Annotated in this window: 15 protein-coding genes; 5 read left to right on the top strand and 10 right to left on the bottom strand. The window is 70.9% G+C overall.

Translation table 11 applies throughout. The features are described from left to right. Positions 1-48: 48 nt before the first annotated feature. The 4 genes from BM093_RS16360 to glnT all read left to right on the top strand — a co-directional run bounded on the left by BM093_RS16360 (position 49) and on the right by glnT (position 4,958). On the top strand, positions 49-813 hold the full coding sequence (locus BM093_RS16360; RefSeq protein ID WP_093343948.1) for an SDR family NAD(P)-dependent oxidoreductase: 765 nt from the start codon (positions 49-51) through the stop codon (positions 811-813). Next, positions 813-2,108 carry an acyl-CoA dehydrogenase family protein gene (locus BM093_RS16365; protein WP_093343951.1) on the top strand — a complete coding sequence of 432 codons (1,296 nt, stop codon included), beginning with the start codon at positions 813-815 and terminating at the stop codon, positions 2,106-2,108. Before BM093_RS16360 ends, BM093_RS16365 begins: the two co-directional genes overlap by 1 nt. Continuing rightward, positions 2,105-3,334: a CaiB/BaiF CoA transferase family protein gene (locus BM093_RS16370; protein ID WP_093343953.1), complete on the top strand. Its 1,230-nt coding sequence runs from the start codon at positions 2,105-2,107 to the stop codon at positions 3,332-3,334. The genes BM093_RS16365 and BM093_RS16370 overlap by 4 nt, the downstream gene beginning before the upstream one ends. Before the next feature lie 226 nt (positions 3,335-3,560). Continuing rightward, a complete protein-coding gene (gene glnT / locus BM093_RS16375) occupies positions 3,561-4,958 on the top strand; it encodes a type III glutamate--ammonia ligase (RefSeq protein ID WP_245773565.1) in 1,398 nt (465 codons plus the stop codon). Positions 4,959-5,070: 112 nt separating this feature from the next. On the opposite strand, the gene BM093_RS16380 is transcribed toward glnT, so the two are convergent. From BM093_RS16380 to BM093_RS16425, 10 genes are all read right to left on the bottom strand, one after another. Then, entirely contained in the window at positions 5,071-5,352 is a 282-nt protein-coding gene (locus BM093_RS16380) for a hypothetical protein (protein WP_093343955.1), read from the bottom strand. Continuing rightward, positions 5,349-6,026, bottom strand: a complete 678-nt coding sequence (locus tag BM093_RS16385; protein ID WP_093343958.1) for a hypothetical protein — start codon at positions 6,024-6,026, stop codon at positions 5,349-5,351. The genes BM093_RS16380 and BM093_RS16385 overlap by 4 nt, the downstream gene beginning before the upstream one ends. A 10-nt stretch (positions 6,027-6,036) precedes the next feature. Then, positions 6,037-7,482, bottom strand: a complete 1,446-nt coding sequence (locus tag BM093_RS16390; protein ID WP_218162794.1) for an APC family permease — start codon at positions 7,480-7,482, stop codon at positions 6,037-6,039. Continuing rightward, positions 7,479-7,661, bottom strand: a complete 183-nt coding sequence (locus BM093_RS16395) for a hypothetical protein (RefSeq protein ID WP_093343961.1) — start codon at positions 7,659-7,661, stop codon at positions 7,479-7,481. Before BM093_RS16395 ends, BM093_RS16390 begins: the two co-directional genes overlap by 4 nt. 49 nt (positions 7,662-7,710) lie before the next feature. Further along, entirely contained in the window at positions 7,711-8,145 is a 435-nt protein-coding gene (locus tag BM093_RS16400) for a hypothetical protein (RefSeq protein WP_093343964.1), read from the bottom strand. After that, positions 8,142-8,462 (bottom strand): hypothetical protein, encoded by a 321-nt coding sequence (locus BM093_RS16405; RefSeq protein WP_093343967.1) that lies wholly within the window; start codon positions 8,460-8,462, stop codon positions 8,142-8,144. The genes BM093_RS16400 and BM093_RS16405 overlap by 4 nt, the downstream gene beginning before the upstream one ends. A 272-nt stretch (positions 8,463-8,734) precedes the next feature. Beyond that, entirely contained in the window at positions 8,735-10,060 is a 1,326-nt protein-coding gene (locus tag BM093_RS16410; protein WP_093343970.1) for an FMN-binding glutamate synthase family protein, read from the bottom strand. Beyond that, positions 10,060-10,815 carry a glutamate synthase gene (locus tag BM093_RS16415; protein ID WP_093343973.1) on the bottom strand — a complete coding sequence of 252 codons (756 nt, stop codon included), beginning with the start codon at positions 10,813-10,815 and terminating at the stop codon, positions 10,060-10,062. Before BM093_RS16415 ends, BM093_RS16410 begins: the two co-directional genes overlap by 1 nt. After that, the gene (locus BM093_RS16420) at positions 10,803-11,696 is read right to left on the bottom strand and encodes a class II glutamine amidotransferase domain-containing protein (RefSeq protein ID WP_093343976.1); all 894 of its coding nucleotides are present in this window, start codon (positions 11,694-11,696) and stop codon (positions 10,803-10,805) included. Before BM093_RS16420 ends, BM093_RS16415 begins: the two co-directional genes overlap by 13 nt. Before the next feature lie 312 nt (positions 11,697-12,008). Next, positions 12,009-12,779 carry a FadR/GntR family transcriptional regulator gene (locus tag BM093_RS16425; protein WP_093343979.1) on the bottom strand — a complete coding sequence of 257 codons (771 nt, stop codon included), beginning with the start codon at positions 12,777-12,779 and terminating at the stop codon, positions 12,009-12,011. Between the two features lie 247 nt (positions 12,780-13,026). On the opposite strand from BM093_RS16425, the gene BM093_RS16430 reads away from it, so the two are divergent. Beyond that, a partial coding sequence (locus BM093_RS16430) for an FAD-dependent oxidoreductase (RefSeq protein WP_143105408.1) occupies positions 13,027-13,562 on the top strand: 536 nt, incomplete at its 3' end.

The following is a 13,562-nucleotide window of genomic DNA, read 5'->3' on the forward strand; positions in this document are numbered from 1 at the left end:
GGCGTTCCTAGCGTCCCCGACACCACCCACGTCCACGGGAGGACAGTGATGACCGTCAAGGACGGCCTGCAGGGCCGGACCGCGATCGTGACCGGCGCCGCGCAGGGCATCGGCCGGGCCACCGCGCTGCGGCTGGCGGGCGAGGGCGCGCTCGTGGCCTGCGCCGACATCCAGGACTGCGGCGAGACCGTGCGCCTGGCCGAGAAGGACGGCGGCCGGGCCGTGGCCGTCGAGCTGGACGTGCGGCACGGCGCCGACTGGGCGCGTGCTGTCTCCGCGCTGGTGGCCGAGCACGGCCGGATCGACCTGCTCGCGAACGTCGCGGGCGTGGTGAACATGAACAGCCCGGACACCGTCGTCGACCTCACCGAGGACGCCTGGCAGGTCGTGATCGACACCGACCTGAAGGGCGTCTGGCTCGGGATGCAGGCGGTGATCCCGCAGATGATCGAGGCCGGTGGCGGCCGGATCGTCAACATCGCCTCGATGGCCGCGCTGCGCGGGCTGCCCAACCTGGCCTCCTACTCGGCGGCCAAGGGCGGCGTCGTCGGGCTGACCCAGCAGGCGGCGTTCGAGTACGCCGACCGCGGTGTGCTGGTCAATGCCATCGCCCCCGGGACCATCGACACCCCGATCCTCGCCGGGATCACCGACGAGATGCGCGAGGCGAACGCCAACGCGCACCTGATCCGCCGGTTGGGCCGGCCCGAGGAGATCGCCGCGATGGTGGCCTACCTGTTCCGCGAGGGGTCGTTCCAGACCGGGCTGACCTTCCCGGTCGACGGTGGCTGGGCTGCGAAGGGGAACTTCTGATGTGGGACTTCCGCACCGAACCCGAGTTCCAGGAGAAGCTGGACTGGGTCGACGCGTTCGTCCGGGACGAGGTCGAACCGCTCGACCTGGTCCTCGGCGACCCCTACGACAAGTCCGACGAGACGGCGCGGCGCCTGATCGCCCCGCTGCGCCGCCAGGTCCGCGACCGCGGGCTGTGGGCCGCGCACCTGCGCCCCGAGCTGGGCGGGCAGGGCTACGGCCAGGTGCGGCTGGCGCTGCTCAACGAGCTGCTCGGCCGATCGCGCTGGGCACCGTCGGTGTTCGGCTGCCAGGCCCCGGACTCGGGCAACGCCGAGATCCTCGCCCGCTTCGGCACCGAGGAGCAGAAGCAGCGTTACCTGCAGCCGTTGCTCGACGGCGAGATCTCGTCCTGCTACTCGATGACCGAGCCGCAGGCGGGCGCCGACCCGACGCTGTTCACCACCCGCGCCGTGCGCGACGGTGACGAGTGGGTGATCGACGGCGAGAAGTGGTTCTCGTCGAACGCGCGGCACTCGTCGTTCCTGATCGTGATGGTGGTGACCGACCCGGACGCGCCGCCGCACCAGGCCATGTCGATGTTCATCGTGCCGCGTGAGACGCCGGGGCTGACGATCGTGCGCGACGCCGGCGTCGGCACCGAGTCGCCGGAGCACTCCAGCCACGCCTACTTGCGCTACGAGGGCGTGCGGGTGCCCGCTGACCACCTGCTCGGCGAGCGCGGGCAGGCGTTCGCGATCGCCCAGACCCGGCTCGGCGGCGGCCGCATCCACCACGGGATGCGCACGATCGCGCAGATGCGCAAGGCGTTCGACCTGATGCTCGAGCGCGCGGTCTCGCGGACGACGCGGCACGGCAGGCTCGCCGACATGCAGTCCACACAGGACAAGATCGCGGAGAGCTGGATCGACCTGGAGCAGTTCCGGCTGCTCCTGCTGCGGACCGCGTGGCTGATCGACGAGCACCAGGACTACCGGGCCGTCCGCAAGGACATCGCCGCGGTCAAGGTCGCGATGCCGCGGGTGTACCACGACGTGGTGCAGCGGGCGATGCAGCTGCACGGCGCGCTGGGGATCTCCAACGAGATGCCGTTCTCGGCGATGATGGTCGACGCCCAGGTGATGGCGATCGCCGACGGTCCGACCGAGGTGCACCGCCAGACGCTGGCCCGCCAGCTGCTGCGCGACGTCACCCCCGGCGAGCCGCTGTTCGGCTCGGGGCACCTGCCCACGCGCACCGAGGCGGCCCGCGCGCACGTCGCGGCCCGGCTCGAGCACCTCGTCGCGAACGCATGACGTCGCTGTCGCTGTCGCCGCCGCCGCCGCCGTCGTCGTCGTCGCCGCCGTCGTCGTCGTCGTCGTCGCCGTCGTCGTCGTCGTCGCCGCCGTCGTCGTCGTCGCCGCCGGGCCGGACCGGACGGGGTGGGCCGCTCGCCGGGGTGCGGGTGGTGGAGCTGGCTGGCATCGGGCCGGGGCCGCACGCGTCGATGGTGCTGGCCGACCTCGGCGCCGAGGTCCTGCGGGTGGGACGCCCGGGTGAGACGACCGACGACCGGGACCCGACGCTGCGCGGGCGGCGCCGGGTGGTCGCGGACCTGAAGACGGCCGCAGGCCGCGATGCGGTGCTCGAGCTGGCCGCGCACGCCGACGTCCTCGTCGAGGGGTTCCGGCCGGGCGTCACCGAGCGGCTCGGGGTCGGGCCGGACGACTGCCTGGCCCGCAACCCGTGCCTGGTCTACGCCCGGATGACCGGGTGGGGCCAGGACGGGCCGCTGGCGGACCGGGCCGGCCACGACATCAACTACATCTCGCTGACCGGCGTCCTGCACGCGATCGGGCCGGGCGACGGCGCCCCGCCGGTACCGCCGCTGAACCTGGTCGGGGACTACGGCGGCGGGTCGATGGCCCTGGTCGTCGGGGTGCTCGCCGCGCTGTTCGAGGCCCGGGGGTCGGGCCGCGGGCAGGTCGTGGACGCGGCGATGGTCGACGGTGCCAGCACGCTGGCGCAGGTGGTCTGGTCGCTGCTGGGGCAGGGGGAGTGGGTCGACCGGCCGTCGTCGAACCTGCTCGACGGGCACGCGCCGTTCTATCGCACCTACCGCTGCGCCGACGGCCGGTTCGTCGCGGTCGGTGCCATCGAGCCGCAGTTCTGGGCCGAGCTGCTCGACGGGCTGGGGCTCGACCCGGCGGAGCTGCCGTCCCGCGACGACCCGGCGTCGTGGCCGGCGCTGGGCACCCGGTTCGCCGAGGTGTTCGGCGCCCGCACCCGTGACGAGTGGGCGGCGGTGTTCGCGGGGTCGGACGCCTGCGTGACCCCGGTGCTGAGCTTCGCCGAGGCGGCCGGGCACCCGCACCTGGCGGCCCGGGACACGATCGTCGCGCCGGAGGGCGGGGTGCGCCAGGCCGCCCCCTCGCCGCGGTTCTCCCGCACCCGCACCTCGCTGCCGGACGCACCGTCACCGGCGGAGGACGTGGACGCCGTGCTGGGGGAGTGGGCGGGCGGACGTCGCCACTCCCGGTGACGGAGTGTGATCGTTGACACGCGCATCGGGGGCTGGCTATCGTCCCTGCAATGGTCTGCGGATAGGCCCAATGCGGTAGATCTACTGCAGTAGGTCTCTTGCAGTAGGCCCAGTGCGGTAGGCGCAATGGAGTGCCGGGTTCGGCCCGTCGCGGTCGTGGTGATCGAGATCGACCGTGGGTCGGGTGGCGTCCGGATCTCGCTCCGATCTGATCAGGGAGTGAACCGTGACAGAGAAGCCAGAGTCGATCGACGACGTCCGACGCATCATCGAAGACAACGACATCGAGTTCATCTTCGCCTCGTTCGGCGAGGTGCGGGGGAAGTCGAACGCGAAACTCGTTCCGGCGTCGCAGGTCGACGACCTGTTCGAGAACGGCGTGGGTTTCGCGGGATTCGCCGCCGGAGAGATCGGACAGGGACCGCACAGCCCCGACATCGAGCTCGTCCCGGACCCGGGATCCTTCCGTGTCGTCCCGTGGCAGCCGGGGCTGGCCCACGTCATCGGTGACGCCCGGGTCGAGGGCGAGGTCTGGCCCTACTGTCCGCGCCACATCCTGCGCCGGCAGGTGGAACGGGCGAGAGGGCTCGGCTACGACTTCCGGATCGGCTTCGAGGCCGAGTTCATGCTGGTGGACCACGACGAGAACGGCCGGCTCGTCGTCGCCGACCGGCAGGACAACTGGCCGAAGCCCTGCTACGACGTCAAGGGCCTGACCCGGCAGTACGACTTCGTGACCACGCTCTCCCGCTACGTGACCGAGCTGGGCTGGGAGAACTACGCCGTCGACCACGAGGACGGCAACGGCCAGTTCGAGTGCAACGTCACGTTCGCGGACGCCCTCGAGACCGCGGACCGGGCGGTGTTCTTCCGCTACATGGTGGAGACCGTCGCCCAGCAGCACGGGGTGCTCGCGACGTTCATGCCGAAACCGTTCACGGACAACACCGGCAACGGATTCCACTACACGATGAGTCTGTGGGACCGGGAGACCGAGACGAACCTCTTCGCGGACCCCAACGATCCGCGCGGTCTGGGGCTGTCCGAACTCGGGTACCGGTTCGCGGCCGGCATCCTCGAGCACGCCCGGGGCTACACCGCGCTGGTGGCGCCGACGGTGAACAGCTACAAGCGGCTCAAGGCCGGTACCGAGGCGATCCGGACCTGGGTCCCGGTGTCGATGACCTACGGCGGCAACAACCGGACCCAGATGCTGCGGGTGGCGCGCGCGGGTGCGATCGAGGACCGTACGCCGGACTTCTCCGGGAGCCCGTACCTCGGGTTCGCCGCCGCGCTGGCCGCCGGTCTGGACGGGGTCGAGCGTCGCCTCGAGGTCGGTGAGCCGAACAGCGCGAACCTCTACGAGTTCAGCCCTGCCCAGCTGCGGCAGAAGGGTCTGGGGGTCCTGCCGAACAGCCTCATCGAGTCGATCCACTACCTGGAGAAGGACGACGTCTTCCGGGAGGCCTTCGGCAAGGTCCCGTCGGACGGACCGGACGGGAGTCCCGGTGGCGGTTTCGAGGACTTCGTCGACTACTACGCCCGTCTCAAGCAGGACGAGTTCCACGCCATCAACGACTTCGTGACCACCCACGAGGTCGAGCGCTACCTGCAGTTCCCGTGACCGGTCGGTGACGGGGTGACCGGAGCGGTCGCGACTCGGCGGGGCGGCCACCCGAGCAGGGTGGTCGCCCCGCGGGGCGTCGTGGCGGTCGTGGTCGGCGCCGTCCCGGGCGCTACGTGTCGCCGGGCCCGGCGGTGCCGCCGGAGAGGGCGTTCGCACGGGCACGGTGCACGGCCCACTGGTAGGCGTCCACGATGCTGATCGCGTACACGAACAGTCCGCCGGCCAGCCGCCCGACGAGCGAGTGGTCCGGGGTCGTCAGGTTCCAGGTGATCACGCCGAGCAGGACCGTGTAGAACACGAACGTCAGCCCGCGGGTCGGGAGCCGGTTCAGTACATGCCCGACACCGGGCAACACGATGGCGGTGAGGAGCACCACCAGCGGGTGTCTCATGTCGTGATCTCCCTCGGATGCTCGTGGTCGCCGACAGGGGCGAGGACGTCGACGGCCCCGACCACGTCGGACAGCGGAACGCGCGCCCCGGTGAACGAGGCGCGCCGGCTCACCCGGTAGGCGCCCTGGTCGGCGGAGGCGAGCAGCCGCACGGTCCGTAGACCGCCGGGACCGAGCCCGACCTCCTTCGTCCCTGGTTCGGCGAGGTAGCCGGCCAGTGGCTCGAGCAGGCCGAGCGCGGGCGTCGCGTCCGGCTCCGACGCGGCGACCCGGGCCGGACGCGGGAAGGACGCCGGTGTGGGCAGTTCGTGCGGGAAGCGTGCGTTCGGCGAGAAGTACTCGGCGCCGTGCGGGCGCAGCAGCACGCTGACGGACCCGGCCACCGGCACGCTGCGCCGGACCACGACCTCCAGCCACAGCACGGGCAGCTTGCGCAGCACCAGCGCGTCGACCAGCACCCGCAGCCGGACCGGGTGGCCGCCGACCCGGCCGTGCAGCTCCGGGTAGCCGTCGCCGCGCCGGAGGACGACCGGGTCCTCGACGACCGCCAGCACGTCGTCGAAGACCCGGTCACGGTCCCGGATCGCGGCGCGGCGGCCGGTCACGTGTACCGCGGCCGCCACGGCGGCGCCGAGTACCACCAGCGCGACGACGCCGACCAGCGACAGGGACACGACGCCGGCCTCAGTAGCCGCGTGGACGCGGCAGGTCGGCGGTGAACTGGGCCCCGCGCCGGACGAACTTGTAGCGGCGCACCACGAACCAGATCGACGCCAGCAGGTAGAACAGCAGCATCGACAGCAGCGCGGCGCCGTAACCGAGGAACGTCGCGAAGAACACCAGGGCCGCCAGGATCAACAGTGCGATCGCGGGTGCCGGGTGCAGCGGCAGCGTGTACGCCCGCTTGATCGACCCGATCGGCCACAGCTTGCGGAACCGGAAGAAGTTCGGGCCCATGAAGCTGTACATCAGCAGTCCGGACAGGATCGAGAACGTGATGACGGTGGACAGCAGGGTCGGTTGGTCCAGCAGTACCGGCAGGATCGCGAACGAGATCGCGACCGGCACCAGGAACACGATCGCCCGGAACGGGGTGTGGTATCTGGGGTGGACCGCGCCGAACCACTCCGGCAGGTAGCGGTCACGACCCATCGAGAACCAGGCCCGCGACGCGTCGTTGATACAGCCGTTCGCCGACGCCAGCGTCGCGCACAGGGTCCCGAGCAGCAGCAGGACGACGAGCGTGTCGCTGCCCGACAACCGGGCCGCGTCGAACAGCGGGGTGATCGCGGAGCCGAGATAGTGCCACGGGAGCAGGCCGGCGCAGATGAACCAGGTCAGGGACGCCGCGATGATCAGCGTCATGATGCCGGCCATGCTGCCCAGCGGGACGGATCGCGGTGCGGACCGGCACTCCTCGGCGGCCTGCGCCGTCCCCTCGATGCCGAGGTAGAACCACATCCCGAACTGGAACGCGGCGATCACGCCGATCCACCCGTAGGGCAGCCCGTTGGACGGCGAGCCGGCGAGTCCGGCGAGGTCCAGCTGTGCGGTCGGGTTCCATCCGCGGAGGCCGATGAACAACAGCAGCAGTGTGATGAACGCGAAACCGGTGATCACGAAGTTCAGCGTCAGCGTCGCGAACACGCCCCGGTAGTTCAGGAACGCCAGCGCGAGGATGGCGAGGACGGCGAACGGGTAGGGCGACAGCGTCACCGAGCTGCCCATCAGGCCCGACAGCGTGCTCAGCAGGTAGCTGAGCACGTTGGCGTTGGCCGCCTCGAGCATCGTGTAGGCCAGCGTCAGGTACAGGCCGACATTGAAGGCCATGAGCGGGCCGACGGTGTGCTTGGCCTGGGCGTACTGGCCACCGGCGGCCGGGATGGCCGAGGTGATCTCGGAATTGATCATCACGATGCAGGTGTAGAGCAACCCGACCACCCACCCGGCGACGAGCGCGCCGTACATCCCGCCCTTCTCGACGGCGAAGTTCCAACCCATGAACTCGCCGACCAGGACGATGCCCACACCGAGGGCCCAGATGTGGAGGGGGGACAGCACACGGCGCAGCGTGGGGTGCTCCGCGGCTCCGGCCGCCTGTCCGGACGGGGCGGTCTCCTCGACACTCACGCGGAACCCCTCTCGGTCCCGGCCGGCGGATCGAACGGCTCCTCCAGGGGATCGGGTGCGTTGACCAGCGACGCCTCGTCGTGCCTGCGACCGACCCGGATCATGTCCTGCACGATCCAGATCGCGATCGCCGCGCTGATCAGCCAGGCGAGCGTCTCGACGATCGCCACCGCGCTCACCGTGCGACCTCGCTTCGTCCGGTTCCCTCGCCCGTGCTCGGTCGACGGCTCATCGCGACTCCTCCTCGTCCCGCACGCCGAACCTCTCGTCGATCACCTCTCGGTACTCGCGGAAGGAGACGCTGTAGACGAATCCCAGGTAGACCGCGAGCAGCAGGGCCGTGCCGACCAGGGCCCACACGTCGATGGCGTACTTGTCCTCGTCCGGCTGGTTGGCGGCGACACCGGAGGAGATGGTCGGGAGGTCGGCCGTACCGGTGTCGATCATCTTCTGGTACTGGACGGCCTCGCCGGGAGTCACCGGCAGCTCGCTCACCTGCTGTACCTGCGGGCCGGCGGTCTCCTCCTCGTCACCGATGATGTACGTCGTGACGAACAGCGTCGCGAAGATCAGCACGAGGATCGTGGCGGCGTCGACGAGCTGTCCGCCCAGCGACTGACGGGGCGGTTCGTACGGCGCCGCCTGCTCGGCCGGCGCGCTCATGAGGCGCTCCGGCGCTTCTGGCTGCGGGCCTGCTGCCGCACGGCCCGCAGGCGGTCGGCGAACTCGATGTCCGGGCCGTACACGGCCTCCCGGGACAGCCGGTAGCGGCGGATCATCGCCAGCACCGACGCCGTGTTGAGACCGCCGAGCAGGATCGCCGCCACGACCAGGGCGACGGACACGCCGGGACTCGGCGAGGTGGTCATGGCGACCGCGCACACGAAGGCCAGTACCGCCCACATGGCGACGACGAACGCCAGGGCCAGGATCCGGTCACGTCTGAGCAGGGTGTCGATGCGCGCCTCGAGTGTCTTCAACGAAGCCTCCGTTGGCTCCTGCCGGCGAGCGGCGCCCTGCCCCGTGGGACAACGGGCCACGTCGTCGGGCGGATGGTCGGGCGTCGAATGGGCCCGGACCGGTCGTGCGGGGCGCGCGGAATGCGATCGACCCCGATGGTCCTCGGTCCGGACCAAATACCTCCATCGTGAGAATAAGGCGCCGACGCCGACCTGTGTCAACCGTCACCGCTGCATTCCGCAACGAGCCGTGCTGCCGTTCGGGTGACGACGGCCGTCGGTGGTCGGGCCGCTCAGAAGCCCGATCGCCCCGGGATCCAGTCGGTCCCCGCCAGCGGGACCCGGGCCATCGCCGACGCCTCGATCGTCAGGGCCACGAGGTCCTCCGGCTCGAGGTGCTGCAGGTGGGCCTTCCCGCAGGCGCGGGCGATGGTCTGCGCCTCGAGCGTGAGAACCCGCAGGTAGTTCGCGATCCGCCGGCCGCCCTCGACGGGGTCGAGACGGGCCGCCAGCTCCGGATCCTGGGTGGTGATCCCCGCCGGGTCCCGGCCGTCCTGGAAGTCGTCGTAGAACCCCGCGGCGGAGCCGATCTTCTCGTACTCGGCGGCGTACCGGGGGTGGTTGTCGCCCAGCGCGACCAGCGCACCGGTCCCGATCGCGACGGCGTCCGCGCCGAGCGCCATCGCCTTGGCGACGTCGGCGCCGGTCCGGACCCCGCCGGAGACGATCAGCTGGACCTTGCGGTGCATGCCGAGCTCGGACAGCGCCTGCACGGCCTGCGGGATCGCGGCGAGGGTCGGGATGCCGACGTTCTCGATGAACACCTCCTGGGTGGCCGCCGTCCCGCCCTGCATCCCGTCCACGACGATGACGTCCGCGCCCACCGCGACGGCGAGCTTGACGTCGTAGTACGTGCGGGTCGCGCCGACCTTGACATAGATCGGCTTCTGCCAGTCCGTGATCTCCCGCAGCTCGAGGATCTTGATCGCCAGGTCGTCGGGCCCGGTCCAGTCCGGGTGCCGGCAGGCGCTGCGCTGATCGATCCCGGCCGGCAGCGTGCGCATCTCGGCGACCCGCTCGGAGATCTTCTGGCCGAGCAGCATGCCGCCGCCACCGGGCTTGGCGCCCTGCCCGAGGACGACCTCGATGGCGTCGGCCGCGCGCAGGTGGTCCGGGTTCATCCCGTAGCGGCTGGGCAGGATCTGGTAGACGAGCGTCTTGGAGTGTCCGCGTTCCTCCTCGGTCATCCCGCCGTCGCCGGTGGTGGTGGAGGTGCCGACCTCGCTGGCCCCGCGACCGAGGGACTCCTTGGCCTGCGCGGACAGTGCTCCGAAGCTCATGCCCGCGATCGTCACGGGGGTGGCCAGGTGCAGGGGCTGCTGCGCGTGGCGGTCGCCGAGCACGACGTCGGTGTCGCAGCGCTCCCGGTAGCCCTCCAGTGGGTACCGGGACATCGACGCCCCGAGGAACAGGAGGTCGTCGAAGTGGGGGACGGCCCGCTTGGCCCCCCAGCCGCGGATGTCGTAGACGCCGTGCTCCGCCGCGTGCTGGATGCCGGCGATGGTGGCCCGGTCGAACGTCGCGGACTCGCGCAGGCCGCGCTCGGCAGGTGAGGTCATCAGTAGCTCCCCGCGTGCTCGCTGGTGAAGTGGTAGAGCGTGCGCGCCGATCCGTACCGGCGGAACTCGCCGAGTGCTCCGGCGTCCTCGGCGACGTCGGTCATCCCGGCGGCGGTGAGCAGCTCGACGAGCTCGGCGCGGTGCTCGTCGCGCAGCTCCTTCTCGATGCAGTCGGCGCCGAGCTCGCCGACCTTCCCGCGGACGTAGATCCGCGCCTCGTAGATCGAGTCCCCGAGCCCGTCGGCGGCGTCCCCGCAGACCACGAGGCGGCCGGCCTGCGCCATGAACGCGCTCATCGGGCCGACGTCGCCCCCGACGACGATGTCCACGCCCTTCATCGAGATGCCGCACCGCATCGAGGTCTTGCCCTCGACGACGAGCAGGCCGCCCCGTGCGGTCGCCCCGGCCGACTGCGAGGCGTCGCCACGCACCCGGATCGAGCCGGACATCATGTTCTCGCCGAGCCCGGGGCCGGCCATCCCGTCCACCACGATCCGGCCGCGCTGGTTCATCCCGCCGCAGTAGTAGCCGACGTCGCCCTCGACGTGGACGTCGAGGTCGTCGTCGATACCGACGGCGACCGCGTGCGTACCCCGCGGGGAGAGCACGCGGTAGCGACGGGCGGTCGGGGAGTGCAGCTCGGCGTTGAGCTCGCGCACCGACGACGAGGCAAGGTCGATGACGCGGGCCTCCTCGCCGAGCGTGGTGCTCCCGCCGTCGGCCTCGGTCTCCGGGCTCTTCCTCAGCGCTGCCATGCGTACACCCTCCCCGGCTCGGGCTCGAAGATCGTGGCCTCGGACAGCCCGGGCAGCACGGCCAGCGAGCGGAACTCCGATGCCATCGCCACCCAGCGCGGGTGGTCGGCCACGATGGCGGGCTTGCAGGCGATTTCGTCACGGACCACGGCGAACCCGTCGGCCGTGGTGACCAGCAGCGTGTAGAAGCCGTCGAACTCCTCCCCGAGGCGGTGCAGCGACTTCTCCAGGTCGTCGCCGTCGGCGAGACAGGCGGCGACGAACCGGGCCGCGACCTCGGTGTCGTTCTCCGAGTCGAACTCGATGCCCTCGTGGCGCAGCGCCCGGCGGATCGTCGCGTGGTTGGAGAAGGACCCGTTGTGCACCAGACACTGGTCCGGTCCCACGGAGAAGGGGTGGCTGCCCTCCGGGGTGATGGCCGATTCGGTGGCCATCCGGGTGTGGGCGAGTGCCTGCCAGCCCGTCGCGGAGGCCAGGTCGTAGCTCGTGGCGAGCTCGAGGGGGTTGCCGATGTCCTTGTAGACGACCAGGTCGCGCCCGATCCCGACGACCCTGGCCTCGGGTGCGACCGTCCGGGCTGCGGCGGCCAGCGCGTCCGGGTCGACCGGCGCCGTGATCACCGTGGTCGCGCCGAACCGGCCGACCGTGACCTCGGACAGCCCGGGCAGCACCCGCCGGATGTCCGCGGCCGGGTCGGCGGGCGCGCCCAGCAGGGAGACCGCGGAGTGACCCTCCGGGCAGCGCTGCCGGTCTCCGTAGACGGCGATCCCGGCGGCGTCCGGCCCTCGCTCGGTGGCCCCGGCCAGCATGGCTTCCAGCAGGCTGCCCAGCCGGGGGTACAACTCGGGGTCTCGCACGTGCAGACCGACGATCCCGCACATGGCGGCCTCCCTTCTCGATGCTCGGTCCCGTGCCCCGTCCGGGAGGGCCGGGATGATCTGTCGCCTGGGATCGCCCCTTCGCGGAATCGGTCACGGCGCCGGTCGGGCTGTCGCCGGCCGGCGCCGCTGAGGGGCCTCCGCGCGCCGATGGCGGTCCGGCGTCGTGGCCGGTCGAACAGGCGGGCGGCTCGAAGGTGTGGTTTTAGTACCTTTGATGAGGACACACCGAACCCGGCAGAAAGTCAACCCCGCTGCCGCGAGCGGCTCGGGTGGACGACCGTGTCAGCGGCGGTCGGCGGAGGTCCCGCCGCCTCACGAGGCGCTGCGGGTGCCCTTTTCCCGGTCGCGCGCCGGGTGACCGGTCGGGTGCTCCTCGTCGCCGAAGACCTGGTCACCGAAGACGATGTGCCGGAGCTGGGCTCGGGTCCGGTCCAGGTGCTCGCGCATGACGCGGGCGGCGGTGTCCTCGTCCCGGTCCGTCACCGCGTCGAGGATGTGCTGGTGGTCCCGCTGTGTCTCCCGGATCGGTTCGGCGTAGGGCAGCAGGTCGTGCGGGCTGAAGAGGTCGCCGCGGGTGGCCTCGATCGCCTCCGCGAGACGATCGCTGCGGGCCGCGCGGGCCAGGGTCAGGTGGAACTGCGAGTCGGCCTGGCGGAAGGCCGCCCGCCCGTCGATGCCGGCGAGGGCGTCGATCGCTCGCTGGAGGGCGACGATGTCGTCGCTGCCGTACCGGCGGGCGGCGAGGATGGCGGTCTCGGTCTCGAGCGCGATCCGGAAGTCCAGGAGATCGTCGATCTCGCCGTCCTGGGTGCGCATCCGGGCCCGCCATGCCGCGGCCGGCTGGCTGAGCTCGGTGACGTAGGTGCCCCCCGTCGCTCCGCGCCGGACCTCGACGTAGCCCTCGTCGCGAAGCTGCTTGATCGCTTCCCGGAGGCTGATCCGTGCCACGCCCAGCTGCTCGGCCAGTTCCCGCTCGGGTGGCAGTCGTTCGGCGGGGCCGACCTCGCCCCGGTGGATCAACGTGCGCAGGTGGTCGGCGACAGCTTGGGTCAGCTTCGTGGAAGTCACCGGCCGCCGTGCCATGGGCCAACCCTACCCCGGGTCTGCAGCGCGTCCCGCCACCTCCGATCGGCAGCGCCTCCGGCCCGCTGTGACGGGGTTGACATCCGGCGTCGTGGGGTGTTGCCTCGTGAATGGTTCTAAGACCACACCTTGACGAGCGCGTAGTCGTCGTCCTGGCTGCACGGGACGTCCCACGCTGACCCGGCCCCCGATTCGGTTCCACCCCGGCGATCCCGTCCCCATCGGCCGTCTCCTCAGGAGGAAGTCCATGGCCATCTCCACGAACGGTCACCGCTCGTCCCGTGCGGACGGGAACGGCAAGGTCCGCGGGTATTCCGCGTGGAGCCTGTTCCAGAAGGGGCTGACCGACGGGGAGTGGCCGCGGGCGTGGCGTGAGCACGAGATCGCCGGCAGTTATGACGTGGTGATCATTGGTGGTGGGGTGCACGGGCTGGCGACGGCGTACTACCTGGCCACGAATCATGGGATCACGAATGTGGCGGTGGTGGAGAAGTCGTATATCGGTAGTGGTGGTTCGGGGCGGAACACGGCGATTCTGCGGTCGAATTATCTGACGCCGGAGGGCGTGCGGTTCTATGACCGTTCGGTGAAGTTGTACGAGCATTTGGCTGCGGATCTGAATTTCAATGTGATGTTCTCGCAGCGGGGGCACATGACGTTGGCGCACAATGATGCGTCGTTGCGGACGATGCGGTGGCGGGCCGAGGTCAACAAGGTGCAGGGGGTCGATTCGGATGTGATCGACCCGGGTGAGGTGAAGAAGCTCGTCCCGTACATGGATGT

Source organism: Pseudonocardia ammonioxydans, assembly GCF_900115005.1.
GTDB classification, from domain to species: domain Bacteria; phylum Actinomycetota; class Actinomycetes; order Mycobacteriales; family Pseudonocardiaceae; genus Pseudonocardia; species Pseudonocardia ammonioxydans.

What these genes read in the sequence shown, in the direction of transcription:
- BM093_RS16360 (WP_093343948.1), top strand. Translation starts at nt 49, where the DNA reads ATGACCGTCAAGGACGGCCTGCAGGGCCGGACCGCGATCGTGACCGGC.
- BM093_RS16365 (WP_093343951.1), top strand. Translation starts at nt 813, where the DNA reads ATGTGGGACTTCCGCACCGAACCCGAGTTCCAGGAGAAGCTGGACTGG.
- BM093_RS16370 (WP_093343953.1), top strand. Translation starts at nt 2,105, where the DNA reads ATGACGTCGCTGTCGCTGTCGCCGCCGCCGCCGCCGTCGTCGTCGTCG.
- BM093_RS16380 (WP_093343955.1), bottom strand. Translation starts at nt 5,352, where the DNA reads ATGAGACACCCGCTGGTGGTGCTCCTCACCGCCATCGTGTTGCCCGGT.
- BM093_RS16400 (WP_093343964.1), bottom strand. Translation starts at nt 8,145, where the DNA reads ATGAGCGCGCCGGCCGAGCAGGCGGCGCCGTACGAACCGCCCCGTCAG.
- BM093_RS16410 (WP_093343970.1), bottom strand. Translation starts at nt 10,060, where the DNA reads ATGACCTCACCTGCCGAGCGCGGCCTGCGCGAGTCCGCGACGTTCGAC.
- BM093_RS16415 (WP_093343973.1), bottom strand. Translation starts at nt 10,815, where the DNA reads ATGGCAGCGCTGAGGAAGAGCCCGGAGACCGAGGCCGACGGCGGGAGC.
- BM093_RS16420 (WP_093343976.1), bottom strand. Translation starts at nt 11,696, where the DNA reads ATGTGCGGGATCGTCGGTCTGCACGTGCGAGACCCCGAGTTGTACCCC.
- BM093_RS16425 (WP_093343979.1), bottom strand. Translation starts at nt 12,779, where the DNA reads ATGGCACGGCGGCCGGTGACTTCCACGAAGCTGACCCAAGCTGTCGCC.